This window comes from Planctobacterium sp. R6 (assembly GCF_055755215.1).
This window is the reverse complement of record NZ_JBVTQY010000041.1, coordinates 1-25312: the sequence shown is the minus strand read 5'-3', so window position 1 is coordinate 25312 and position 25312 is coordinate 1. Positions and strand designations below refer to the sequence as shown.

The window sequence follows — 25312 nt, the reverse complement described above, 5'->3', positions numbered from 1 at the left end:
TTAACCCTGCAAAATCGAGAAATCGGCTATTGCCAAAAACTCATTGCGTATAGCTGATATGATAGCAAATCTGTTTGCCCGGACAGCATCGTCATCAGCATTTACCATGACATTTTCAAAGAAATCCGCGATTGGTTGTCGTAATTTTGCCAATTGAGAAAGTCGGGTAGTGTAGTAGTCTGCATCCGAAGCATCATTTTCTGTGGTTTCCCTTACTTGTGAATACACATCCCACAGAAGCCCTTCTTCTTTGTCTACAAACAAGGCTGTATCGACAGTTGTATCGTCTATCGGGTTCTTGGCAAGTATATTGGCAATCCGCTTGTTGGACTCTGTTAACACAGCCAAGGTCTCTGTATTGTTATCAATAAAGTTAGTAAGTGCTTCTAATCTATACTTTATCGTTTCTATAGCGCTATTGCTTGCTTTGATAACCGAGCGTACTCTGTTTACCGGTGCCCCTTGTTCTATAAAATAGTTTTCCAAACGCGCCATAAAAAACTGATTCAATTGCTCTGCCCAGTCATTGTTGGTGAGCATATCATCCTGAAATAATGAAGATGATAACTGAGCAAAACGATCCAGATCGAAGGCAATATCATTGTCTAACACTATCTTGATGATGCCTAACGTGGCTCGTCTTAAGGCAAATGGATCTTTATCACCCTTGGGTAGCAACCCGATCCCAAAAATACCGACTAAAGTGTCCAGCCGCTCTGCAATTGACACTACCTGTGCTATCTGACATTGCGGTAAAGTGTCGCTGGCGGAACGAGGTTTATAGTGGTCGGCAATCGCATTGGCCACAAGTTCATTTTCGCCTTCTTTGATGGCGTAATAACGCCCCATATAACCTTGTACATCGGGAAATTCGTAGACCACCTTGGAAGTGAGATCTGATTTAGCCAGCAATCCAGCCCTAAAACAAAGCTGTGGGTCGCCTAATTGCAGGGCCTCTGATAAAAACTCACTGAGCTTAGCTACTCGTTCAGATTTATCATACAAAGTACCCAACTGTTTTTGATAGACAATTGATTTAAGACTATTTAGTCTTGTTTCTGTCTTAACAGACAGATCGTGTTTGTAAAAGAACTGCGCGTCGGCCAGTCTTGGTCTGACAACTTTTTGATTACCAGAGATCACTGATTGAGGATTCACGCTTTGAATGTTGGTGACAAACAAGAACTGATTCAGCAATTTGCCATCAGATTTGCTGAGCAAGGGGAAGTAGCGCTGGTCATCCTTCATCGTATAGATTAGGGGTTCTTTGGGGACCTCTAAAAAGGCATCATCGAACTCTGCCCCTAACACCACCGGAAATTCAACTAAGCTGGTGACTTCGTCAACCAAATCGTCGTCCTGAACCACTTGTGCATTGAGGGCGTCTGCCTGTGCTGTCAGTCCCTGAACTATGGCCTGTTTACGCTGTTCAAAATTAACAATGACGAACAAACTTTCAAGGTGCGACTCGTATACGTCGGCGTTGGCAATGGAATGCAGTCCTGGAGAATGGAACCGATGCCCGAGCACCTGATCATTAGCCTGTTTTCCATAGGCCTGCAGCGGTAAGACTTTGTCGCCATAAAGACAACATAAATTGTGCACTGGCCGAACAAATTGGTGATCGGTATTTCCCCAACGCATTACTTTGGGAACGGGTAACTTAGCCAGTGCGTCTGTTATGATGATTTGAAGACAAGAATCAATATTCTTACCTTTTTCCTGGACCGTGACCTGAAGCCATTGGCCTTTAGGGGTTTCTACTACGCTTGCGTCTTCCAGGGCAATTTTGTTTGATTTTGCCCAGCCTAATGCTGCACGAGTCGGAGCGCCGTTGGCGTCATATGCATTGGCTACCGGTGGCCCTTTTTTAACGATTTCAACGTCTGTTTGTTTATCCGCAAGCGCAGAAATATGTAATGCCAGTCTGCGCGGAGTTGCAAACCAACGGGCATTTTCAAAACTAAACCGATTTTGCTCTAAACCCTTTACGACATTGTCCAGAAAAGCCTGCCCTAAGGTCTTTAACGCTTTTGGTGGTAATTCTTCACAGGCCAGTTCTATTAATAAGTTATTTGTCACTGTCTTTAATTCCTTTACGCTTTATCACTGGAATTACACATGGGGAACCCAAGTGATTCTCTGGCGTTGTAGTAGGCCTCTGCGCAGGCTTTAGCGAGTGTTCGCACTCTGAGTATATATCTCTGTCTTTCTGTGACTGAGATGGCCTGGCGAGCGTCTAAAAGATTAAAATAATGGGATGCTTTCATTACCTGTTCGTACGCCGGTAAAGGGAGCGATTGTTCGATCAGTAACTGGCTTTGTTTTTCCGCTTCATCAAAGTACCTGAACATATTTTCAACGTTGGCAATTTCAAAGTTGTACTTTGATTGTTCTACTTCGTTTTGATGAAAAATATCGCCATAGGTCACTTTTCCGAAAGGTCCGTCTGCCCAAACAAGGTCATAAATCGAATCAACCCCTTGTACGTACATGGCCAGTCGTTCCAGTCCGTAGGTAATTTCGCCGGTGACGGGTTTGCACTCCAGGCCGCCCACCTGTTGGAAATAGGTAAACTGAGTGACTTCCATACCATTTAACCAGACTTCCCAGCCCAGACCCCAGGCACCGAGTGTCGGGGACTCCCAGTTGTCTTCGACAAAGCGAATGTCGTGTTCTAGCGGGTCAAACCCCATTTCTTTCAACGAGCCCAGATACAAATCCTGAATATTCTCGGGTGACGGCTTAAGCATGACCTGAAACTGGTAATAGTGCTGCAGTCTGTTAGGGTTTTCACCGTATCGGCCATCAGTGGGTCTGCGACAGGGTTGTACATAAGCACTACTGATTGGCTCAGGGCCGATAGCACGTAAAAATGTCATGGGGTGAAAGGTGCCGGCACCGACTTCTAAATCTAAGGGTTGTACGATGACGCAACCCTGACGTGCCCAGTAATCCTGGAGGCTCAGGATCAACCCCTGAAAGGTATTTAAATCAAAATTTGCCATATCTGTGTCAATTCAACGAAAATGGCCGAAGTATACCTGTTGTAATGGTCATTATGTAGCCCAAATCAAATGAATGAGCAGATTTAAGCGTTGTGGCGGGGTAGTAATGGCCGATTGGCAGTAATCCACACCTGAATTATCCTCCCGGTGCATTGTCAGTAACGGTGAAATCGCTGTGATTTTTGTCTGATGTCAGTAGCAAGTAAGTGGAAAGCCGATGCTATCAGGGGAAAGACCCGGGTGCTTATTTGGGCTGCAACAGGGTCACCAGAAGTTGCAACTCTTTCACTATTTTACTTTCAAACTGGGCTTCCAGTTCTTCCCGCTCAATATCTAATTGCTGCAGTGTCTTTTTAGGAAGTTGTTTGCGTGCGTCGAGAATAGGGTGGTGACGGATTTTTTCGAAAAATCCGCGGGTTTCCGGTAGTTGCCCATCCAGTGGGTATTTCTCGTTATCCAGTAAGTCACATAAATTAATGACTCTTAATACCGCTTCACTAATACCGCACTGTTGCTGCAGTGTTGCCTGAATAATAGTGATTATGCTGGTAATGATGTCCTGTTCGCGTTGTTCAATCTTGCGTTGTTTTTCGCGAGTCTGACGCCGCAAGGCCATAAGCAAATAAACGGCATAACCACTTAGCCCTGTAACCACTATAAAGGCGAGCGTTACCAGTAAATAAAAATGTTCAGCAACAAAGGTCATTAAAAGCGATCACTAAAGGGCTGTTCCAGCTTGTCGAGCAAGTCGGGGCTGTCGTCGTCGAGATCGGCTTCTTCGTCATCCTCGATCCCTAACAATTCACACAGTGTTTTGTGTCGTTTCAGCAGGTGTTCAACGTAATGCTGATCCTGTAAGTCCACCTTTTTACCCGAGTCTAATTTGTCGATTAGAGACTGCAGTCGTTTGTCGTTTTCGATAAAATTGAGCTCTTCAAGTGGACTCTTAAACTTGGGAATAAGCCGGGTATTGTCTTCTTTAGACGGGCCTGCGGCAAACAGCGAAATTTTCTTTTTGCTGCCGTGACGCTTATCGGCGTTTGTGCCATGAACACCGCCTTGTTGTTTTCTTGCTTTTTCTTCAACAAGACTGTTGCGGCTTCCGGGTGCTTTACCATTGCCTTTTTTGGTCTTTTTAACAATCTCCCCTTTCGGCTGCTTTGGTTTTGCTCTGGGCAAGGATTGCGTCACTTTTCTGGATTTTTTTACACGTGGCATAGTCTACTGACTCCTGATAAGAGCAGTTAAATGAATAATGGAGGATTATAAAATATTTCAGGGGTGACAAAAACAAGAAACGGCGATTAAACGCCGTTGTTTCTAAAAGCAGGTTATAGAGAAACCATGATCCCTTCAGTAACCAATCTTGTTGTAACCTCGCATTTATTATTTTTGTTCGAGGCCTTTTTATATTTTATGTCATCGTGACACTTGTTATTTCTTCCTTGTTCCCAAGAAGTCAGGGGGCGCTAGCCAATTGAAAATCAGTCAGCGCTTGACCTTGGTGCGTAAGAATACACGATGTTAAAAAATTTACAACTTTTTTACAAAAACAAAATTTAATGCAAACCGGAAACATATAGTGACAGTATGCGAATGTCTTCATCGGTGAGTTTTTTGGCGATATCACGCATCATGCCATTGGGGTCGTTTGCGCGTTGTCCGCTGCGGAACTGTTCCAGTTGCGATTTTGTGTAGTCGCTGTGCTGCCCGCTGATATCTGGAAATTTAGCCAGCGCCATACCGTTACCACGAGGACCGTGACAGGCGATACAGGCGGTAATTCCGCGCTCGAGGTCACCGCCCGTGTAGAGTGCTTCACCAGCGGCGATAACGTCTTCAGGTGTTTCACCCTTGGTCATAGTCTGACTGGCAAACCAGGCGGCCAAATCAGCAATATCCTGATCAGATAACCCTGCAGCCATGCCATTCATCACGGCATTATTACGTCCTTCAGAACCACCTGTCTGTGACGCCAAACGAAACTCTTGTAATTGTTTGATCAGATATGCTTCGTGTTGACCTGCTATTTTGGGATTCATTGGAATCATGCTGTTCCCATCGTTACCATGGCAGGCTGCACAGGTAGCAGATTTAGATTTACCTGCTTCTGCATCACCTTGCGCAAAAGCCATTTGACTGAAACCGGCAGTCAACGTAAGCAATAAAAGCCATTTTTTCATAGTGGTTCTCAAGTAATTTCTTGTTAAAATCGTTTTGTAATCAGTTATTTTACACACTTTAAAACACAGGAAAACAGGATAAGAGGTTTTCTAAGCAATTATCTTCTTGAGTTTTTGTGATTCTGATGCAAAAACTTTAGCAGAAAAACAGAGAAATAATTAAACGTGAGTATATATTCTAAAGCCGCTTTCACTATCAGTGCCCCTGATATTAAACATCTGATGCCGGACACCGGGATAGAAATTGCTTTTGCCGGGCGCTCCAATGCGGGCAAGTCCAGTGCACTGAATGCCTTAACGCGACAAAAAAGTCTGGCCAGAACCAGTAAAACACCTGGTCGTACACAACAAATTAATGTTTTCAAAATAGATGAAGATAACCGCCTTATTGATTTACCTGGCTATGGTTTTGCGCAGGTACCCCAGGCATTAAAAGAAAAATGGCAAAGGGCGCTGGGGGAATATCTGGAAAAACGCGAAAGTTTAAAAGGCCTGGTGGTTATGATGGACATCAGGCACCCGTTTAAAGATCTGGATCAGCAGTTGATCCACTGGGCAGTAGCCAGTGATATCCCGGTGCTGGCCCTGTTAACTAAGGCCGACAAACTCAAGTCCGGCAAGCGTAAAGCGCAGGTAACTATGGCGCAGGAAGCCGCAATGGCATTTTGTGGCGATGTAGAAGTGGCGGCATTTTCCTCGATGACGAAACTGGGACTGACTCAGTTAGAAAGTAAACTCAATGGTTGGTTTGGCTTTGATCAGCCCGCAAGTCAGGAAAATGAATAGTGCAGATAAAAGAAACCCCTCCAGAGGAGGGGTATATAACTAGAGAAAACACACACAACTATTAATACAGACCAGCCTGATTTCTATTAGTTCAAAATAAATTAAAATTTTTTTAATTTTTTTCAAATATATGCCTTTCTTTTCCCTGGCGGCAGCAACCAAAGATCAATATGTGGCCATTTGCCCTGGAAATTCCGGAAGAGTGAAAAAGCGGCAGATATAAAAAAACCCCGGTAAAACTACCGGGGTTAAAGCAAAGGTTTGAAAGATAGAACATCTTACCTCTGTACCCTACAAGTGCGAATATAGAGGTATTGATTTTGAAAGTCAATAACAATAATGTAATTTAATTACATTGCTTTGTCGGGCCTAATGGGCCTCTTCCCAGTTTTCACCTATGCCTACTTCCGCTATAAGTGGTATTTTTAAGGTGTTTTCTGCTTCCATCAATGACTGAATTTGCTTTGTATATTCTTCAATCGATTGTTCTTTTATTTCAAAAACAAGTTCGTCATGTACTTGCATGATCATTTTTGCCTGTTCCGGGTCCTGGGTTTGCAGCCAGTCATGCACCCGTAGCATTGCGCGTTTAATAATATCCGCAGCAGTACCCTGCATCGGGGCGTTAATGGCGGCGCGTTCTGCGGCTTTTCTGCGAGCGCCATTTTTGGCGTTAATTTCTGGCAGGTACAGGCGTCGGCCGTAGACGGTTTCAACGTATCCCTGTTCTGCTGCTTTAGCACGGGTATCCTCCATATATTGCAGTACACCGGGGTAGCGCTGGAAGTACAAATCCATGTAATTTTGCGCTTCGTGGCGGGGGATATTGAGTTGTTTTGCCAGGCCAAAGGCGGACATACCGTAAATCAAACCAAAGTTAATGGCTTTTGCGCTGCGTCTTTGATCAGCGGTCACGTCATCAAGACTGACAGAGAACACCTCTGCTGCTGTTGATTTGTGAATGTCGAGGCCTTTTTGAAAGGCGTTGATCAAACCTGCATCGCCGGAAAGGTGTGCCATGATACGCAGCTCAATTTGAGAATAGTCAGCCGCGACTATTTTATAGCCTTTGGGGGCAATAAACGCTTTCCTGATGCTGCGACCAGCTTCGTTTCTGATTGGAATGTTCTGCAGATTGGGCTCAGTAGAAGACAGGCGACCAGTTACTGCTACAGCCTGATGATAACTGGTGTGTACACGCCCCGTTTTACTGTCCACCATTTTTGGCAATTTATCAGTATAGGTGTTACGCAGCTTAGTCAGCCCTCGATACTCCATGATCTGTGCCGGCAGGGGGTAATCCATGGCAAGTTCCTGCAATACCTCTTCTGAGGTAGAGGGGGCGCCTTTTGGGGTCTTTTTTAGTACCGGCAATGACATTTTGTTAAACAGAATGTCCTGCAACTGTTTGGTGGAGCCTAAATTAAATACTTCACCGGCTTCTTCATGTACGGCTTTTTCTAATTCTGCAGCCCTTAGTGCAAACGTGTTGCTCAACTGGTTGAGTTGATGCACATCGATTAACACGCCGTTTTGTTCAATCTGAGCCAGTACCCTGGCTAACGGCAACTCAATATCACTGAGTACCTGTAACAGACCCGGTTGTTCAGCAAGTTTTTCACTCAGCACCTGGTGTAGTCGCAGGGTTATATCGGCATCTTCGGCAGCGTAGTGAGCGGCCTTTTCCAGCTCTATCTGATTAAAGGTAAGTTGCTTTGCACCTTTGCCGGCGATGTCTTCGAACGAAACCGTAGAACAATTGAGATAACGCAGTGCCAGGCTGTCCATATCATGTTTGCCGGCGACACTGTTTAATATATAAGAAGCCAGCATAGTATCGTTAACTATGCCATTTATCCTGATGCCATAATGACTCAAAACGTTCTGGTCATATTTGAGGTGTTGTCCCACTTTTTTGATCGCCGGATCTTCCAGGATGGGCTTTAGTTTATCTAACGTAGCCTGAAAGGGCAGTTGTTCCGGGGCCCCGGGATAATCATGTTGCAGTGGCAGATAAGCGGCTTTATGCGCTTCTGTTGCGAAGGACAATCCCACCAGTTCCGCCTGCATGTAATTGAGGCTGGTTGTTTCGGTATCCACAGCCACCACATCTGCCTTTTGCAATTTATCCAACCAGCTTTGCAATTGTTGCTCGGTGAGTATGGTTTCGTATTCCACGCTGATTTCAGGTTTTTCTGTGTCTGCCACATCGGCATTGGCAACCTGACTATCGGTGTTGAATTTATCTGAAGCGTTGAGTAGTTCCTGATGCCAGCGTTTAAATTCGAGGTCGCCAAAAAACGTAGTCAGTTTCTCATTGTCTGCGGGTTTGATATGCAGGTCTGCAGGTTCTACTTGCAACTCAACATCCAGTTTAATGGTTGCCAGTTCGTAGGATAATTTGGCCTGTTGCTCGAAGTCTTTAATTTTGTTGGCAAAGTTTCTGGCGCCCCGAAATTCCAGGCCCGCAATTTCATCAAGGCGGGCATAGATCTCGCTGACACCACCAATACCGTTTAACAGGCTAACCGCACTTTTATCTCCAACTCCCGGTACGCCCGGGATATTGTCTACTTTGTCGCCTTTTAACGCCAGATAATCAATAATGAGTTCCGGTCCGACACCAAACTTTTTGTGGACACCATCAATGTCCATCACAGTATTGGTCATGGTATTGATTAGTTCGACGTGTTCGTTGACCAGTTGCGCCATATCTTTATCGCCGGTGCTGATAACGGTTTTCATACCTGCTTCAGAAGCCTGTTTGGCTAATGTGCCTATCACATCATCAGCTTCGACACCTTCAATGACCAGTAAAGGCAAACCCATCGCCGCTACAATCTCATGCAAAGGCTGAATTTGCTCCCTGAGTTCATCGGGCATAGGTGGACGATTCGCCTTATATTCCTGATAAATATCGTCTCTGAAGGTTTTACCTTTGGCGTCAAAAACCACGGCCATGAGTTGGGGATTGTATTGTTTAATCAGGCTCTTCAGCATGTTAATAACGCCGTAAATTGCACCGGTAGCCATACCTTTGGAGTTGGTTAATGGTGGCAATCCGTGAAAAGCTCTGAACAGATAAGATGAACCATCCACCAGGATGAAAGGGGCGTTGTCATTTGTTGTCATTGGTGAGTGTCCGAATGAATTGATTAAGCGATATGTAATAGTTGTTTTTCATGATAGCGAATTGACAGAAAAAAGCGGAAGTTATTCGCGTTAAAATAAAGCATGTGCTGTGGATAACTTTGTGAGTTTTTTAGAGACAACACGAACAACCGTAATAAAACGGCTTTTGTCTGTATTAATTAACTTTTATTTCAATAACTTAGAATAAGATAAATGGAACTTGGTTTTATTCTTATTTTAGTTTTAATGTGGATAACCTTGTTAACAGCCTTCCTGAACGTTTGTTTTTTGAACACTGTTTTGCGTCAAGGGTCGAAGAATGTACCATATCTGGAATAAAAGAGAAGGCTTAAATTAATAATTCGTTAGATGCAATAACTATTAGCAAACAGCTAATTGTACTAAAACAAAATTTGACAAAAATTCAGGTGAAAGCTACCCGATATTCCGGGTGTAAATTTGCGGCGTTCGCCCCTCAAATCAGAAGCGACTTTCCATACCCATATAATAAAATCGACCATTGAAACCAAACGGAGCAGCCCGCCTGGAATAGGTGAATACGCCGGGTGAGTCCACCAGTACGTTTCCATCTATGGTTTCAATACGGCCTGCCCGGCTTTGACCTATCCGGTTTTTATCGGGGTAAGTGTTAGTCAGATTGTTAATGCCAGCGTGCAACAGAGTGTTTTCTGACAATTGATAACTGGCCCGGACGTCAGCCAGCCACTTAGCTGAATATCGCTGACTCTGATCGGCATCTATGACCCGATATCGTCCGTAGCGGTTAGTGGAAGCGGTAAATACCCAGTCGTGTATTTGATAATTGGCGCTGACAATTGCATGTGAAGCAGGTTGCCATTCTTCAATGATTGAACGCGCTTGTTCGCCGAACAAATCCTGCTCGTCGATATCATTTAATCCACCACTGGGCTTCACGGCAACAACCTGAGTATCGGTGGCATTAACCGCAAAAGTAAAATCTAACGCGCCTTGTGGTACATCCGGAAACCAACTGATCACCAGATCTACGCCTTTAGTTTCTGTTTCTGCCGCGTTGAGAAAGAATTGTGCACTTTGAACGCCATTGTTTTGCAGCACGTCGTCTAATATTGCGCTGCCTAACCCCTGGGTTAGTTGTTCACTGATGACAATGCGATCATCAATTTTAATCAGGTAAAAATCTAACGTGGCAGTGAGGCTTTGCCCGGTATAGAGCAGGCCGGCGTTAACACTGAAGGACTTTTCTTCCTCCAACTGGGGGATACCCAGTTCTTTGGCCAACTGGCTGTCGTTTCTGAACGTACCTACCTGGGCTGCAACACCGTTATTAAATTGGGTACTGATATTGTTGAAATACAGTTGTTGCATTGAAGGTGCTCTGAAGCCGGTATTAAACGAAGTTCTGATCCCCCATCGATTATCAAAATCGTGGCGACCGGCGAGTTTGAGGTTAAGGGTGTTGCCAAACCCTTCATAATGGTCAAACCTCAATGCGCCATTCAGCAGGCTTCTGCTGCTCAGATCCCATTCGGCATCAAAATAAGCAGAATAAACAAAACGGGTTTCATCGACGCTGTTCATAGGGGAGAATCCCGGGAATACCTGAATGCCGGCATCGCCACCGCCTTCGATACCATCAAAATCCTGCCAGGAGTATTCACTGCCGGCGTCAATTTGATAGCTGTCCAGACGCAATTCCGCCCCCCAGGCATAATTTTTACGGATGCGCTCACTGACAAAGTCGATATTGAGGGTGGCCAGAGAGGAAGACAGTTTTCCCGAGTCGGCACTGGTTGGCGTCACTGCCAGAATCTCAGCGGCAGATGTACCGCTATTCACCAGGTGTTGTACAAATGAGGCGTTAACCGAATTATTCACATCAAATTGCATTGCGTTGCCACCGAAAGTCGCAGAAACATCCAGATTGATGTTACTTTGCAGCAATGTGGAATACCCTGCGCTTACCGAGTAATCCAGTAAGCTTGCTGCGATTTCAGGTAGAAAGCCATCAGGATAGAAGCTCTGTGTACCATCAATTACCGGGTTCTTTTCGGTTTCATTAGCGCGCCGGAAAAAGCCACTGGACAGCGTGTTTTTGTGAGACAACGTGATAAAGCCGTAATATTCACCACCAAAGGTCTCCTTGTAACCATTAATTACTCCGGATACTTGCCGTACCTGCGCATCCCCAATGTGAAAGTTCTGCCGGGGAAACGTTAACTCCCTTGAGTCATCTGTTTCCGGTATCCCATCGGCGTCAATATCCGAACAGGTAAATAAGTACTGACAAACTCCGGTTAACCCGGCCCGGTTGGTATCACCCCGGTCACGCACTTCCAAAGTGGCATTGATGCTGCCGGTGTCGAACTCAAAGCTGTGATTTGCGGCTAATACTGCGGTGTTGCCATCCCCTGCCTGATGAACACCATAACTGCCATAGATTGACGAATACTCTTCGTCATCCTTCAGAATAATGTTAATTACGCCGGCTATTGCGTCTGAGCCGTATTGTGCCGCGGCACCGTCTCTGAGAATCTCAATGCGCTTAATGGCGGCCACCGGGATAGCATTTAAATCCGTTCCTGATGTGCCACGCCCAACAGAGGTGTTGATGTGCAATAAAGCTGCGCTATGGCGTCGTTTGTTGTTGATCAAAACCAGGGTTTGATCGGGTCCCAGACCTCGCAGCGTTGCCGGTCGTATTGCGTCGGTACCATCGCTGATTGCAGAACTGGAAAAATTAAAAGATGGTGCGGTATTTTGCAGCATTCGACCCACTTCCAGATGGCCACTGTTGCGCAACCTTTCGGCATCTATCGCATCTACAGCTACAGGTAACTCGGCGCTGCTACGCCCAAAGTTTCGGGTGCCAATAACGTGAACCTGTTCAATGTCTTCCTCATCAATTTCCCCTACCATGGGTTGCGCGGTCAACTCCGGAGCCAATATCAATATAAACGGAATGCTTTTTTTGATGATGTTTAGGGGAGATTGCATTAATGCCAAATCGATTGCTTTCATTGATCAGATAATTTGGGGTAATTATAGAATGGAATTTTGGGATTACACATAATTCATTAGTCGCAGATGACGAGGACGGTTCTGTGGCTGGTTAAAAAATAAACTATAATTTGCTTTTTCTTCTGCTCCGGTCCATATTTTACTATCTATATCAGGAGAAAGTATACGGCAGTGGTGTGGCAAGTATATTTGGCAGGTGAGATCCACTCACGGTGGAGAACGGAAATTACAGGGCTAAGCGAGGCTCTGGGGTTGCGTGTGGAATACAGCAGCCCAATCACCGATTTGAAAGTCAGCGATGCGATTGGTAGTCAGCTATCGGGCAGCGAAGCCCGCCAGGTGTGGAACGACTATAAGTTTGCCCGTTTAAACCAGGCCCGCAATAAGGTGCTGTTAGAGAAAGCTGATATCGTTATCGTGCGCTTTACAGAACAATACCGACAATTCAATTCTGCCTTCGAAGCCGGGTTTGCTGTGGCTCAGGGAAAACCATTGATTTCCTGGCATGACGAATCGTTGAATCACGCGCTAAAAGACATTGATTCGGTGTCAGTTGCGGTGGCTCACAATGCCGATGAGGTCGTCAAGGCACTATCTTTTATATGTTGCTAACGCGAACCCTAATGGTTCACAAACGCCCAATGGCACAGTGAAGGTCAGCACGGCGCAATTCTGCAGCACAGGTACTTTTCTCCTTGAGTATCAGACGCTTTGCTTTTAAAGTGCCATATCTCTTGAGAACTTAATTTTCTTTGTTTCCCTAATTCATGCAATATCGCTCGATCGTCCGTATTCTTGGTTTATTGGTGGCTTTGTTTAGCGTCACTATGGTGCCGCCAGCATTGGTTTCACTGATCTTTCAGGATGGCGGAGGCCTACCTTTTTTGATGGCATTTTTCCTGTGTTTAGTGACAGGAGTGGCAATCTGGTATCCCAATAAAAATGCCCGCGACGATTTGCGCGCGAAAGAAGGCTTTCTGATTGTGGCGCTGTTCTGGGCCGTACTGGCCAGTTTTGGTGCGCTACCTCTGGTATTGATGGAGCAACCGGAGATGACGATTACTGATGCCTTTTTTGAATCATTTTCCGGGCTTACAACCACAGGTGCCACAGTAATAGAAGGCATTGAGTTCCTGCCCAAAGCCGTACAGTTTTACCGCCAGCAATTGCAATGGTTGGGCGGCATGGGGATCATTGTCTTGGCCGTGGCGATACTACCGATACTTGGCGTAGGTGGCATGCAGCTGTACCGGGCAGAAATACCCGGTCCGGTAAAAGATTCTAAAATGACGCCCCGTATCGCTGATACTGCCAAGCACCTTTGGTACATTTACCTGTCGCTCACTATTGCCTGCACGGTGGCCTATTGGTTGGCCGGTATGAACTGGTTTGACGCGATATGTCATGCGTTCTCTACTATTGCCATTGGTGGGTTTTCCACCTATGACGCCAGTTTAGGTCACTTTGATTCCACGATGATCAACTTGGTTTGTGTGGTATTTCTGTGGATTGCCGCATTGAATTTTGCCTTGCACTATGCCGCTGCAACAGGCCGCTCTTTGAAAACCTATTTCACTGACCCGGAATTACGCGCCTTTTTCAGTATCCAGGTTACCCTGGTGCTGCTGACCTTTTTGGTTCTGGTGTATTACGAGTTATATGACAATGCCGAAATGGCCTTTGATCAGGCTTTGATTCAGGCGGTGTCTCTGAGTACAACTGCCGGTTTTACCACCACCAATTTCTCTGAGTGGCCGGTGTTTTTACCTATTGTGTTAATCTTTGCCAGCTTTATTGGCGGGTGTGCCAGCTCCACCGGTGGCGGATTGAAAGTGGTCAGGGTTCTGCTGCTTTATTTGCAGGGCAAACGGGAAGTCGACCGACTTATCCACCCCAAAGCAGTGTATTCCGTCAAACTGGGTGACAGAGCGTTGCCCGACAGGGTGGTGGATGCAGTATGGGGATTTTTCTCCGCCTACGCATTGGTATTTGTCATTATAATGATTTGTTTAATTGCAACCGGGTTGGATAATCTCACCGCGTTTTCCGCAACTGCGGCCATGTTGAACAATCTTGGACCGGGCTTGGGTGAGGTTGCAGGTACCTACTCATCTGTATCTGACGCCGGCAAGTGGTTTTTGATCTTAGCCATGCTTTTCGGGCGTCTTGAGGTATTTTCGCTGCTGGTTTTGTTTTCGCCCACCTTTTGGCGTAGTTAAGTTGATGGTTGCTCCTAAAAGAAAAAGGCGCTGGGCTGAAACAGTTTCTCTACATCGGAAATAAACTTTTTGTCCACTAAAAACATGATAACGTGATCATCCGGCTCGATAACAGTATCGCTGTGAGCAATAATCACTTCTTCTTTGCGTACAATGGCACCGATAGTTGTACCCGGGGGCAGGCGAATTTCTGAAATCATCTTACCTACCACTTTAGAGGTATTTTCATCGCCGTGAGCAATGGCTTCAATGGCCTCTGCCGCACCGCGACGCAGCGAGTAAACGTTGACGATATCGCCTCGTCTGATGTGGGTTAGTAACGCTGAAATCGTGGCTTGCTGGGGAGAAAACGCAATATCTATTTCGCCGCCCTGAACCAAATCAACATAGGCACCACGTTGGATCAGCACCATGGCTTTTTTGGCGCCCAGGCGCTTGGCCAGCATCGCTGACATAATATTGGCTTCATCATCATTGGTCACCGCAATAAACGCGTCAACCTGCTCAACGTGTTCTTCCTGCAATAATTCCTGATCTGACGCATCTCCCACAAACACAATGGTTTTGTCTAAGGTTGTGGAGAGGTATTTGGCCCGGTCATAACTGTATTCGATGAGTTTGACGTGGTGATCATGTTCCAGTTGTCGCGCCAGTCCGGCACCAATTAGGCCGCCTCCGGCAATCATGATGCGTTTATAGCTACCTTCCAGCTTTTGCAGCTCGCTCATTACCGCCCGAATGTGTTTGGTGGCGGCAATAAAAAACACTTCATCGTCTGCTTCTATCACCGTTGTGCCCAGGGGTCTGATAGGCTTACCGCGACGATAAATGGCGGCCACCCGGGTTTCTACGTTGGGCATGTGTTCTTTCAGTGCTGACAGTGCATGGCCCACCAACAAACCACCGTAATAGGCCTTTACAGCGACCAGGCTGGCACGACCTTCGGCGAATTCCACAACCTGTAATGCGCCAGGATAGTCAATTAACCGTTTAATGGATTGCGTTACTAATTGCTCAGGTGCGATAAGATGATCAACCGGGACATCCTGGTGTTTAAAAAGCTGCTTTTGATAAACAATGTATTGTTCTGAGCGAACCCGGGCGATTTTAGTGGGGGTTTTAAATAAGCTGTAGGCCACCTGGCAGGCCATCATATTGCTTTCGTCACTGTTAGTAACGGCCACCAACATATCGGCATCTTCTGCGCCGGCTTTTTGCAATACTTCCGGATGGGAGCCGATACCCTGTACCACTTGTAAATCCAGGCGGTCCTGCAATGCCCGGATTTTTTCGGAGTCATAGTCAATCACGGTGATGTCGTTTTTCTCACCTACCAGGTTTTCTGCCAATGTGGCGCCAACCTGACCTGCTCCCAAAATTATGATTTTCATATGGTTAAGCTTATTTTATTGTTTTTAAGGGTACCGCTTTTGCAGTTTAGCGTAATAAAAGCCATCCATACCAGATTCGCCAGGCAGGATTTGCCTTTCTGATCCATCTCCCGGATGGGTGGGATCTAAAGGAATGGCTATGGCATCCTCCGTTCTTGCCAGGAATGCCGCAACCTGTTGGGTGTTTTCTTCCGGCAAAATGGAGCAGGTAGCGTACAATAATGTGCCGCCGGGTTTTAGTTGTGACCACAGGCTATCCAAAATTTGCGCCTGCAAGCTAACCAGATTGCTGATGTCCTGATTTTTGCGCAACCAAAGAATATCCGGATGGCGGCGAATGATCCCGGTAGCCGAACAGGGAGCATCCAGCAATATTTTGTCGAATAGTCGTTGTTCGCTGTTCCAGCGGGCTATGTCATTGGCGTCTGCGATTCGCACGTCCGGTGCAGCTAATCCCAGCCTGGTGGTGTTTTCAAGGATGCTTTTGCTTCTGTTTTCATCAACTTCCAGCGCAATACACTGTTGCAGTGCCGGCTGCAGTTCCAGAATGTGACAATACTTACCACCGGGGGCCGCACACGCATCCAGGATCGTCTCCTGAGGCTGTGGTGCCAGGTAATGGGCAGCATGTTGAGCGGCTTTGTCCTGGACACTAAACCAGCCATCCTCATAACCGGGTAACTGATTGATGCGGCTGTTATCCAGTAATTTAAAGGTTGATGGCATTTGCGCATCTTGCTCAAACTGGATTTGCGCTGATGACAAGGCGGCAGCAAAGTCTGTGGCTGAAATATTGCGAACATTAACCCTTAGCCAGATAGGGGGCTTGTAGGCTTGCTGCACTGCGATGTCCCGGTAGTTATCCGGATAGGCGGCTTTTAATTTTTTGTAATACCACTTAGGCAAATTGAGGCTGACGCGCTCTTCCTCTGGTGCTGTGTCCGCAATGGACTGGCGCTCAAAATTGCGCAGCACGGCGTTGACCAGGTTCTTCAGATGCGCCTGTTTCAGGTGTTGGCATGCGGATACGGTTTCAGACACCGCGGCATACTGGCTCACTCGGGAAAAATGCAGTTGATACAGACCCAGATACAGCAGGTGTTCAATAATTCGGGCGTCATTTTTAATGGGAGACTGTAACAGCTGCCGCAACCAAAATTGCAGGGTGGGTAATTGTCGTAATACGCCATAAACCATCTCATGCAGCCAGGCTTTGTCCTGTTCTTTTACCTTAAGCAAGGCTTCAGGTAACACCTCCTGCAATGATTTGCGTTGTTCCAAAACGGCAAATATAGCTTTTGCAGCAATGGCTCGTATGTTGTAACCGGATTGCGCTTTAATGATTAGCTCCCGGTTTTTGACCGGGTTTAAACCAGTCAGGGCGGGCATTGATGATGTCACTCACCGGTTGCGTTTTTTTGCCGGGTATTTGAAGCTGCAATAGCGTAATACTGCCATTACCGGTCTGAACTTCAATGCCATCTCTGGCGACACTGATAATGGTTCCTGGAGCGGCTTGATTGCTGTTGGTGTGCCACTTCGCCTGCCACACTTTGATATTCTTGTCGTCTAATTCAAACCAGGTACCGGGCCAGGGATTAAAGGCTCTGATATTGCGCTCAATTTGTTGTCCGTCTTGTTGCCAGTCAATCAAACCTTCGGCTTTATCCAGTTTTTTAGCATAACTGGCTAGTTCATCATTTTGTTTTTCTGGTATCAGTGAATCGAATTTATCCAAAGCCTCTATGAGGGCTTGAGGTCCAACGTTTGCCAGCTTCTCATACAGACTGGCACTGGTATCGTCAGCTGTAATTGCGATTTCTGATTTCAACAGCATATCGCCGGTATCCAGCCCGATATCCATATTCATGATGGTGACACCGGTGGTTTTATCTCCCGCCCAGATTGCCCGTTGAATGGGGGCGGCGCCGCGCCATTGAGGTAATAGCGAGCCGTGTACATTCACGCAACCACGTGGCGGAATATCCAGCACCGCTTTGGGTAACAGCAAGCCGTAAGCCACCACTACCATAATATCGAAATCAATACTGGCTAGTGCCTGTTGTGCGTCGGCGTCCTTGAGTGATTCTGGTTGATAAACTGCAATGTTGGCGTCTAATGCCAGTTGTTTCACCGGACTGGCCTGCAGCTTTTTCCCCCGGCCAGCCGGACGATCCGGTTGGGTGTAAACTGCCACGACCTTGTGACGGGAGGCTAACAATGCCTGTAAATGTTGCGCAGCAAAATCCGGCGTACCGGCAAAGACTACTTTTAATGCAGTAGAAGAGGCTAAAGACACAGTATTGTTTATCCTTTTGCTGCCAGTCGGGCTTCTTTTTCCAGCTTGGCTTTAATGCGCTGCCTTTTTAGCGGAGACAAGTAATCGATAAACAATTTACCCAGCAAATGATCCATCTCGTGTTGTATGCACACCGCCAATAATCCTTCTGCATTCAGGGTGAACTCATCACCTTTTTCATTCAGGGCTTTCACCGTGATGGCTTCAGCGCGTTCTACCTTGGCGTAGTTATTTGGCACTGACAAACAGCCTTCTTCATTGATCATCTTGCCTTGCTGCTCAATGATTTCGGGGTTGATAAACACAAGGGGTTCATTTTGTTCTTCAGAAACGTCCATCACCACAACGCGCTTGTGAACGTTAACCTGCGTGGCTGCAAGCCCTATGCCTTTTTCTTCGCGCATGGTCTCGAACATGTTACTGACCAGATCTCTGATTGAATCATCTACTTCTGTCACTGCTTCAGCTACTGTTCTGAGCCTTTCATCCGGGAACCGTAAAACTTCTAAAACTGCCATAACTCTTCTTCTACTCTTGCCGTTGTCGGGTATCGGCACACATACAATTAATTGATTAAAAACACGACCAAAACCTTTTAACCCGCTATTCTAACTGATAACGTCAGGTTAATGACAGTAGCACATGTAACTAATCACTGTTGGAGATAAGATTGAAATACCGGATTTTCAGTTTGATTCTGGCTTTAATGGTCAGTGTGAGCGGCAGTGCTGTCGAAATTAAAGCGTCGGCGCCAGATGTATATGTGGTTAAAAAAGGCGATACGCTTTGGCAAATTGCGGGTATGTATCTGGATAAGCCCTGGAACTGGCCTTTACTGTGGCAACAAAATACCCAGATTGAAAATCCACATCTGATTTATCCTGGCGACCGACTATTACTGGAGCGCAATGCCAATGGCGACACCGTGTTATCTATGGTGCGCAACGAAAAACGCCAGATTCAGCTGTCTCCGAAAGCGATCCGTGAACTGAAAAATCCCGACCCTATTCCAACCATCCCCTGGTCAATTATTGAAACCCATATTCGCAATGATCTGGTAATGGAAAAAGCTTTATACGAGGCGCAACCATATCTGTTGGGAGATCAGGAAGGGGCTGTGAGATTTGCCCATACCGATGTGGTACTGGGGAAAAAGGGAGGATTTCAGCCTGAACAGTATCAGGTGGTGAGGGAGCACAGTGAATTAACCTCGATGCAGGGTGAAACGCTGGGCTATTTAGTTAAACACGTCGCAATTGCAGAACCCATAAACACCGAACTTGAAACGGAAATGCTGGTGCAGATAAAAGGAGCCAGTCAGGAAGTAAAGCGCGGAGACCGTTTAATTCCGCTGGAACAGCGGCCTATTTCCGCCAATGTGGATATGGTGCCAGCCACCACACAATCGGGAAATATTATTGCCAGTTTACAAGACCGCTCATTACTGGGAAAATATGATACCGTCGTCATTGATGTGGGTTTCGAACAGGTTAGTCCTGGAATGGTGATGGGGATCTACTTGCAGGGGCCTGATATCATTGATGATGAGCCGCTGCGTTATGATGAATCTGAGCTGTCACTATTGAGCATTCACGGTGATTCGGATCGAATTCGTCAACCGGCCATCAAGGTGGGCGAACTGGTCGTATTTAAAACCTTTAACAAGGTAAGCTATGCACTGATTACTGCATCAACCAGTGTCATCCGCAAGGGGGCTATTGTAGCCAGGCCCTAATTAACGAGTAACAAGGACAGGGTGTCCGTATTAAGGAAATGTACATGGAAGTTAAATATGATCCCTCCTGGAATGAGTCCGGGCAACTTGATTTGTGGCTGTTGCTGCACTGCATGCCTGGTTTGGGGGTGCGAAAATTACAAAAATTGTATGCCGTTGCAGAATACAACCTGCAGAATATTCCCCTGTTATCCGGTAGCCAGTTTAAGGCTGCTGGTCTGTCATTTAAGCATTTTTCCAGCATACGAAATCAATACGCAAAGTACCTTGATGAAGTAAAACAGTGGCTGGCAGAATCTGCTACACACTTTGTTCTGCCGCTTAACCATCCGGATTACCCGGACCAACTCCGTGAAATCAGCGCGCCGCCATTGCTGCTTTTTGGCATTGGCGATCCGGCGGTGTTACAGGAATATCAACTGGCAATAGTTGGGTCCCGCAGAATGACACCGGCAGGCAGTAAAATAGGCCGTCAACTGGCGTCAGATTTGATAGAAAGTGGCTGGCACATAACCAGTGGGCTGGCATTGGGCATTGATACTCAGGCCCATTTGGGGGCACTGGATAAAAGCGGAATAACCATAGCTGTGATGGCGACTGGTGTCGACAGCATTTATCCCCGCCGCAACCAACAGTTAGCGATGGATATCGTGACCGCGGGAGGCTGTTTAGTCAGTGAGTTTCCGTTGCGAAGTCAACCGAAAAAAGAACACTTTCCGAGGCGGAACCGCATAATCAGCGGCTTGTCTAATGGAGTATTAGTGGTGGAAGCGGCCCTGAAAAGCGGCTCTCTGATTACGGCAAGATATGCATTGGAGCAGAATCGCGAGGTGTTTGCCGTGCCGGGCAGTGTTTATAATTTAAGCAGTCAGGGGTGTCACTACCTGATCAAGCAAGGGGCTAAACTGGTTGAGCAAGTGTCTGACATTAATGAAGAATTCCCAAACATCCGACAAACCGGTGTAAATCCTGTAACAATAAACTGCGAAAAAAAGTGCAAATTGCCCTTGGCAACAGAGGGATTGTTAGCTAGTGTTGGTTTTGAAGCAACACCAATTGATGTTGTAGCGCAACGTAGCGGACTGCCAGTGACGGCGGTGATGTCAGAATTATTAGAATATGAGCTACGTGGTTTGGTAGCCACTGTCCCTGGTGGTTACATTAGATTGGGGGAATAATAAAAATGTTCGATATCCTCATGTATCTTTTTGAAAATCTGGTACATAGCGAGTCTGAATTCCGCGTTGACCAGGACGAACTTACCGAAGAGCTTATCAGAGCGGGTTTCCATCACGACGAAATATACAAAGCGTTGGCCTGGTTGGAAAAGTTAGCCGCCCTGCAGGAAACTGATAATAATCCCTATCTTTCTACGGTTAACAGTCATGCTGTTGCCCGGGTGTTTACTGCCGAAGAGGAGGTACGCCTGGATGTAGAATGCCGCGGGTTTTTGATGTTTCTGGAACAAATCAATGTGTTAGACGCCAGTACCCGGGAGATGGTGATTGATCGGGTGATGGAAATCGACGTCAATGATTTTTGTCTGGAAGATCTGAAATGGGTAGTGTTGATGGTACTGTTCAATGTACCAGGCAAAGAGAATGCCTATGCTCAGATGGAAGACTTGCTGTTCGATGAACCGGAAGGTCCTTTGCATTAATTGCAGCACGCTTTCTGACAATGTTCTCGATCGCGAACTATGGCAATGATAGACAATTCCTTATTCGACAAAAATAAAGAATCCATCAAACACGCATTTGGCGATTGTCCCAAGTGTCAGTCTGAGTTGCGTATTCGAAATGGCAAAAGTGGCAAGTTTTTGGGTTGCTCTGCTTACCCTGACTGCGATTACGCACAGCCTTTGAGTAAACATCAGGGGGTGGAGACGCTCAAAGTCATGGAAAGTTCTTCCTGTCCGGAGTGTCAGTCGCAGTTGGCGGTTAAGAAAGGCCGCTTTGGTATGTTTATCGGTTGTACTAATTTTCCTGAATGCCATTTTATTCAACAGGATGAACCGGCAAAAAAGACAGACGCAAAGGTGACGTGCCCAAAATGTCAAAAAGGCCAGCTAGTCCAAAGAGCCAGCAAAAGTGGCCGTCCATTTTATTCCTGTAATCAGTACCCTGAATGTAAGTACATTTTAAATGAGCGACCGGTTCAACAGGCCTGCCCGGAATGTCGCTGGCCGGTGATGGTGGCTAAATCAGATTCCACACTGCAATGTCCGCAAAAGACCTGCCAATTTAAAACGTCGCTATAAATTCATCGTTTAATTTGCCAGACGGTACATTGTTTTTGTAACTTACGGCTATACATCAGCCATCACATCATAGAATTTACAGGCCAGTTATGTCTCATCTGTCTGCAAGTAATGAACAGGTCGAACCCTTGTTGGACGCCTTCAAGTCTGGACGCGTTTTCGTTTATCCTACAGAAGCCGTAATGGGTATCGGCTGTGATCCTGATAATGAAGCAGCGGTAAAACATATCTGTCAGCTTAAAAACAGGCCTTTGCACAAAGGTGTAATTCTTATCGCAGATAATTATTCGCAATTACTAAAGTATGTTGATGACCAGGCCATCCCTATGGATAAACGCACGGAAATATTTTCCAGCTGGCCCGGAGCTAACACCTGGCTATTGCCAAAATCCAAAACTGCGCCTGAATGGCTAACCGGTGAGCATGATTCGATTGCTGTGCGGGTTACGGCACATCAGGGGGTTAAAGCATTATGCCTACGCCTGAACAGTGCGCTGGTGTCAACCAGTGCCAATCTGGCTGGCGAAGATCCTTGCCGTACTATTGAAGAAGCCAAAGCCGTGTTTGGTGACAGTGTTATATTTATAGAAGGCGAAACCGATGGAAACGCCAGCCCCAGTGTTATCCGGGACGGTGTTACTGGTCAAATTATTCGAGGCTGATGGTGACTATACAAGAAACACAAATAGAAGACGTTAAGCGATTTTTGCTGAAGTTGCAGGATGATATATGTCAGACCTTGCAGTTGAGCGATGGTAAAGGCGTATTTAAGGAAGACAATTGGGACAGGGAGCAGGGTGGCGGTGGACGCACCCGGGTGTTAACCGGTGGCGATGTATTTGAACAGGCCGGTGTTAACTTTTCTCATGTTTATGGTGGTGAATTGCCGCCTTCGGCCACAGCGGCCAGGCCCGAGCTGGCAGGCAGGAGTTTTCAGGCTTTGGGCGTGTCATTGGTGGTGCACCCAAACAATCCCTATATTCCGACGTCTCACGCAAATGTGCGTTTTTTTATTGCCGAAAAACCCGGCCACGATCCGGTATGGTGGTTTGGGGGGGGATTTGACCTGACGCCTTTTTATCCTTTTTTCGATGATGTAAAACACTGGCATAAAACCGCGCAACAAATCTGTAGCCCCTTTGGAGAGGATGTATACCAGCAGTATAAAGACTGGTGCGACAAATATTTCTATTTGAAACACCGGGAGGAAACCCGTGGAGTGGGGGGCTTATTCTTTGATGATTTGAACCAATGGGGCTTTGAAAAAAGTTTTGAGTTTATGCGCAATGTCGGAGAAGGCTATTTGTCCGCCTATATTCCTATCGTAGAAAAACGCAAAACCATGCGCTTTGGTGAGTCTGAAAGGCAATTTCAGTTGTATCGGCGGGGACGCTATACCGAGTTTAATTTACTGTTCGACAGAGGCACCTTATTTGGTATCCAGAGCGGTGGCCGAACTGAATCCATTTTAATGTCAATGCCACCATTAGCTCGTTGGGAATACGCGTATAAGCCTAAACCGGGTTCCAAAGAATCAGAGTTATATGACTACTACTTAACGCCGCAGAATTGGCTGGCTATTTCAGAACAGGAGTTGCGCACTTGAAAAAGTTCGTGGTGTTCGGCAACCCAATCGCCCACAGTAAATCGCCCTTAATTCACCGTTTGTTCGCGGAGCAATTTGGCCTTCAGATAGATTATCAAGCGCAATTGTCTGTTGAATCTGACTTTGAAGCTGATGTCCGCACTCTGCAACAGTCGGGTTTCAGTGGTTGCAACGTTACTATGCCTTTTAAACTACAGGCTTTTCAACTAGCCGATGAATTATCAGAAAGAGCTAAAATTGCCGGGGCTGTAAACACCTTGAGTTTATACCCTGATAAAATCGTTGCCGACAACACCGACGGGCAGGGGTTGGTGGGGGATCTCGCATTGACTATATCGTTAAAAGGGCGACATATCTTATTACTCGGTGCCGGTGGGGCAGCAAAAGGCTGTATTTATCCCCTGTTTCAGGCTGGTGTCAGTAAAATCAGTATTTGGAATCGCAGTCACGAAAAGGCACAACAGTTGGCGAAGCAGCTACATTCATTGGGTGATATTACTGCGGTGACAACAGAGCAACTGTTCGGTTTACAACCAGAGATTATAGTCAACTCAACAGCGTCCAGTGTGAGTGGCGCAATCCCGGATATTTGTTCAGAGGTATTTTCCGCCGCTGAACTGGCTTATGACATGTTTTATCAGGATGAATTAACCAGCTTTCTTAATTTTGCTCAGGCTAATAATGACCACATTACACTGAAAGATGGTTTAGGAATGCTGGTAGGACAGGCCGCAGAAAGCTTCAGAATTTGGCATGGTGTGCAGCCCGATATAAACAAAGTAACCCGTTATCTACGACAACCTTAGTGATTATAGCCCCTTCTCTTGCAGGTAATCGTCTTTCAGTTTGACGTAATTATCTGCAGATATTTTCAGGAACGCGATTTCATCCTGGTTTAAAGGCCGGGCCTGTTTACACGGTTGTCCCACGTATAAATACCCTGATTTGAGTACTTTGTTGGGCGGTACCAATGCACCCGCGCCGATAAACACATCATCTTCTACAACGGCACCGTCCATTATTATTGCCCCCATACCCACCAGGATACGATTGCCTAACGTGCATCCATGTAACATACAATGGTGTCCAACCGTTACATCATCACCAATAACCAGAGGATAACCATCAGGGTTGGAAGCCGTTTTACGGGTGACATGCAAAATAGTGCCGTCCTGAATATTAGTGGCTTTACCAATAGTCATTGTATTAACGTCGCCTCTGGCAGCCACCAAAGGCCAAATACTGGCATGCTCTCCAATAGTAATGTCCCCAACCAACACAGATGATTCATCTATATATACGCTGGACGGAATAACGGGCGTAATGCCTTTATAAGATCTGACTGGCATGAATAACTCATTTTATATGGTTAAATGTTCCAGGACTTTAGCAGATATTAGCTAGTAAATGCGGCTTTCCTGGCTATATTGATTATTATTTCGGCATTCGAAACAAAATTGTCAATTATTTGAAATAAAGTGTTGACGGTGTAAATCATGTCTGTAGAATGCGCGCTCGCTTCAGGGGGAAACATTCTTTTTAAGGAAAGAGTTGGCTTCAGAAGCGGCTTCTTAAGGTGTAAAACTGAATTGAGCGAAAACTCTACAGGCCTTTAAGTAAGCGGGCTACAACAAGTTACCTGAAAAAATAAATTCAAATAACATGTTGACAA

General features: G+C 46.1%; 22 protein-coding genes. 10 read left to right on the top strand and 12 right to left on the bottom strand.

Annotated features, from left to right (window positions below; all coding sequences use genetic code 11):
- The 5 genes from glyS to AC0J20_RS19295 form a co-directional block, all read right to left on the bottom strand.
- Positions 1 to 2082 (bottom strand): glycine--tRNA ligase subunit beta, encoded by a 2082-nt coding sequence (gene glyS / locus AC0J20_RS19315; RefSeq protein ID WP_473022983.1) that lies wholly within the window; start codon positions 2080 to 2082, stop codon positions 1 to 3.
- 14 nt (positions 2083 to 2096) lie between these two features.
- Positions 2097 to 3008, bottom strand: coding sequence for a glycine--tRNA ligase subunit alpha (gene glyQ, locus AC0J20_RS19310; RefSeq protein WP_229530462.1), 912 nt, complete (start codon positions 3006 to 3008; stop codon positions 2097 to 2099).
- Between the two features lie 244 nt (positions 3009 to 3252).
- A complete protein-coding gene (locus AC0J20_RS19305) occupies positions 3253 to 3714 on the bottom strand; it encodes a DUF2489 domain-containing protein (protein ID WP_473022982.1) in 462 nt (153 codons plus the stop codon).
- Positions 3714 to 4226, bottom strand: a complete 513-nt coding sequence (yihI, locus tag AC0J20_RS19300; RefSeq protein WP_473022981.1) for a Der GTPase-activating protein YihI — start codon at positions 4224 to 4226, stop codon at positions 3714 to 3716. The genes AC0J20_RS19305 and yihI overlap by 1 nt, the downstream gene beginning before the upstream one ends.
- Before the next feature lie 341 nt (positions 4227 to 4567).
- Positions 4568 to 5191: a c-type cytochrome gene (locus AC0J20_RS19295; protein WP_229530465.1), complete on the bottom strand. Its 624-nt coding sequence runs from the start codon at positions 5189 to 5191 to the stop codon at positions 4568 to 4570.
- 165 nt (positions 5192 to 5356) lie between these two features.
- On the opposite strand from AC0J20_RS19295, the gene yihA reads away from it, so the two are divergent.
- Positions 5357 to 5977, top strand: coding sequence for a ribosome biogenesis GTP-binding protein YihA/YsxC (gene yihA, locus AC0J20_RS19290; protein ID WP_473022980.1), 621 nt, complete (start codon positions 5357 to 5359; stop codon positions 5975 to 5977).
- A 369-nt stretch (positions 5978 to 6346) separates the two neighbouring features.
- Here the strand turns inward: yihA and polA are convergent, their stop codons facing one another.
- The gene (polA, locus tag AC0J20_RS19285; protein WP_473022979.1) at positions 6347 to 9109 is read right to left on the bottom strand and encodes a DNA polymerase I; all 2763 of its coding nucleotides are present in this window, start codon (positions 9107 to 9109) and stop codon (positions 6347 to 6349) included.
- Positions 9110 to 9589: 480 nt separating this feature from the next.
- Positions 9590 to 12130, bottom strand: coding sequence for a TonB-dependent receptor plug domain-containing protein (locus AC0J20_RS19280; RefSeq protein WP_473022978.1), 2541 nt, complete (start codon positions 12128 to 12130; stop codon positions 9590 to 9592).
- Between the two features lie 171 nt (positions 12131 to 12301).
- Between AC0J20_RS19280 and AC0J20_RS19275 the strand changes: the two genes are divergently transcribed.
- Both AC0J20_RS19275 and AC0J20_RS19270 read left to right on the top strand, forming a co-directional pair.
- Positions 12302 to 12742, top strand: coding sequence for a YtoQ family protein (locus AC0J20_RS19275; RefSeq protein WP_473022977.1), 441 nt, complete (start codon positions 12302 to 12304; stop codon positions 12740 to 12742).
- Between the two features lie 155 nt (positions 12743 to 12897).
- Positions 12898 to 14349: a TrkH family potassium uptake protein gene (locus tag AC0J20_RS19270; protein ID WP_473022976.1), complete on the top strand. Its 1452-nt coding sequence runs from the start codon at positions 12898 to 12900 to the stop codon at positions 14347 to 14349.
- Between the two features lie 14 nt (positions 14350 to 14363).
- Here the strand turns inward: AC0J20_RS19270 and trkA are convergent, their stop codons facing one another.
- The 4 genes from trkA to def are packed head-to-tail and all read right to left on the bottom strand — an operon-like array spanning position 14364 to position 18557.
- Positions 14364 to 15740, bottom strand: a complete 1377-nt coding sequence (gene trkA / locus AC0J20_RS19265) for a Trk system potassium transporter TrkA (protein ID WP_229530471.1) — start codon at positions 15738 to 15740, stop codon at positions 14364 to 14366.
- Between the two features lie 24 nt (positions 15741 to 15764).
- On the bottom strand, positions 15765 to 17129 hold the full coding sequence (rsmB, locus tag AC0J20_RS19260; protein ID WP_473022975.1) for a 16S rRNA (cytosine(967)-C(5))-methyltransferase RsmB: 1365 nt from the start codon (positions 17127 to 17129) through the stop codon (positions 15765 to 15767).
- Positions 17077 to 18039, bottom strand: coding sequence for a methionyl-tRNA formyltransferase (gene fmt, locus AC0J20_RS19255; protein ID WP_473022974.1), 963 nt, complete (start codon positions 18037 to 18039; stop codon positions 17077 to 17079). The genes rsmB and fmt overlap by 53 nt, the downstream gene beginning before the upstream one ends.
- Positions 18040 to 18047: 8 nt before the next feature.
- On the bottom strand, positions 18048 to 18557 hold the full coding sequence (gene def, locus AC0J20_RS19250; protein WP_229530474.1) for a peptide deformylase: 510 nt from the start codon (positions 18555 to 18557) through the stop codon (positions 18048 to 18050).
- A gap of 152 nt (positions 18558 to 18709) precedes the next feature.
- Here def and AC0J20_RS19245 point away from each other — a divergent pair, with 152 nt between their 5' ends.
- The 7 genes from AC0J20_RS19245 (at position 18710) to aroE (ending at position 24446) form a co-directional block, all read left to right on the top strand.
- Complete coding sequence (locus AC0J20_RS19245; protein WP_473022973.1) at positions 18710 to 19774, top strand: LysM peptidoglycan-binding domain-containing protein; 1065 nt, start codon at positions 18710 to 18712, stop codon at positions 19772 to 19774.
- Between the two features lie 44 nt (positions 19775 to 19818).
- On the top strand, positions 19819 to 20952 hold the full coding sequence (gene dprA / locus AC0J20_RS19240; RefSeq protein ID WP_473022972.1) for a DNA-processing protein DprA: 1134 nt from the start codon (positions 19819 to 19821) through the stop codon (positions 20950 to 20952).
- A gap of 5 nt (positions 20953 to 20957) precedes the next feature.
- On the top strand, positions 20958 to 21434 hold the full coding sequence (locus tag AC0J20_RS19235) for a DUF494 family protein (RefSeq protein WP_229530477.1): 477 nt from the start codon (positions 20958 to 20960) through the stop codon (positions 21432 to 21434).
- Between the two features lie 39 nt (positions 21435 to 21473).
- Positions 21474 to 22034, top strand: coding sequence for a DNA topoisomerase family protein (locus tag AC0J20_RS19230; protein ID WP_473022970.1), 561 nt, complete (start codon positions 21474 to 21476; stop codon positions 22032 to 22034).
- Positions 22035 to 22123: 89 nt separating this feature from the next.
- On the top strand, positions 22124 to 22696 hold the full coding sequence (gene tsaC / locus AC0J20_RS19225) for an L-threonylcarbamoyladenylate synthase type 1 TsaC (RefSeq protein WP_473022969.1): 573 nt from the start codon (positions 22124 to 22126) through the stop codon (positions 22694 to 22696).
- Positions 22696 to 23640, top strand: a complete 945-nt coding sequence (hemF, locus tag AC0J20_RS19220) for an oxygen-dependent coproporphyrinogen oxidase (protein WP_473022968.1) — start codon at positions 22696 to 22698, stop codon at positions 23638 to 23640. The genes tsaC and hemF overlap by 1 nt, the downstream gene beginning before the upstream one ends.
- Complete coding sequence (aroE, locus tag AC0J20_RS19215) at positions 23637 to 24446, top strand: shikimate dehydrogenase (RefSeq protein WP_473022967.1); 810 nt, start codon at positions 23637 to 23639, stop codon at positions 24444 to 24446. Before hemF ends, aroE begins: the two co-directional genes overlap by 4 nt.
- A gap of 3 nt (positions 24447 to 24449) precedes the next feature.
- Here the strand turns inward: aroE and AC0J20_RS19210 are convergent, their stop codons facing one another.
- On the bottom strand, positions 24450 to 24989 hold the full coding sequence (locus AC0J20_RS19210; protein ID WP_229530482.1) for a gamma carbonic anhydrase family protein: 540 nt from the start codon (positions 24987 to 24989) through the stop codon (positions 24450 to 24452).
- Between the last annotated feature and the right edge of the window lie 323 nt (positions 24990 to 25312).

Coding starts and splice junctions, on each gene's coding strand:
- glyQ (WP_229530462.1), bottom strand. CDS start 3,008: ATGGCAAATTTTGATTTAAATACCTTTCAGGGGTTGATCCTGAGCCTC.
- AC0J20_RS19305 (WP_473022982.1), bottom strand. CDS start 3,714: ATGACCTTTGTTGCTGAACATTTTTATTTACTGGTAACGCTCGCCTTT.
- yihI (WP_473022981.1), bottom strand. CDS start 4,226: ATGCCACGTGTAAAAAAATCCAGAAAAGTGACGCAATCCTTGCCCAGA.
- AC0J20_RS19295 (WP_229530465.1), bottom strand. CDS start 5,191: ATGAAAAAATGGCTTTTATTGCTTACGTTGACTGCCGGTTTCAGTCAA.
- polA (WP_473022979.1), bottom strand. CDS start 9,109: ATGACAACAAATGACAACGCCCCTTTCATCCTGGTGGATGGTTCATCT.
- AC0J20_RS19280 (WP_473022978.1), bottom strand. CDS start 12,130: ATGAAAGCAATCGATTTGGCATTAATGCAATCTCCCCTAAACATCATC.
- AC0J20_RS19270 (WP_473022976.1), top strand. CDS start 12,898: ATGCAATATCGCTCGATCGTCCGTATTCTTGGTTTATTGGTGGCTTTG.
- trkA (WP_229530471.1), bottom strand. CDS start 15,740: ATGAAAATCATAATTTTGGGAGCAGGTCAGGTTGGCGCCACATTGGCA.
- rsmB (WP_473022975.1), bottom strand. CDS start 17,129: ATGCCCGCCCTGACTGGTTTAAACCCGGTCAAAAACCGGGAGCTAATC.
- def (WP_229530474.1), bottom strand. CDS start 18,557: ATGGCAGTTTTAGAAGTTTTACGGTTCCCGGATGAAAGGCTCAGAACA.
- dprA (WP_473022972.1), top strand. CDS start 19,819: ATGGAAGTTAAATATGATCCCTCCTGGAATGAGTCCGGGCAACTTGAT.
- AC0J20_RS19235 (WP_229530477.1), top strand. CDS start 20,958: ATGTTCGATATCCTCATGTATCTTTTTGAAAATCTGGTACATAGCGAG.
- AC0J20_RS19230 (WP_473022970.1), top strand. CDS start 21,474: ATGGCAATGATAGACAATTCCTTATTCGACAAAAATAAAGAATCCATC.
- tsaC (WP_473022969.1), top strand. CDS start 22,124: ATGTCTCATCTGTCTGCAAGTAATGAACAGGTCGAACCCTTGTTGGAC.
- hemF (WP_473022968.1), top strand. CDS start 22,696: ATGGTGACTATACAAGAAACACAAATAGAAGACGTTAAGCGATTTTTG.
- AC0J20_RS19210 (WP_229530482.1), bottom strand. CDS start 24,989: ATGCCAGTCAGATCTTATAAAGGCATTACGCCCGTTATTCCGTCCAGC.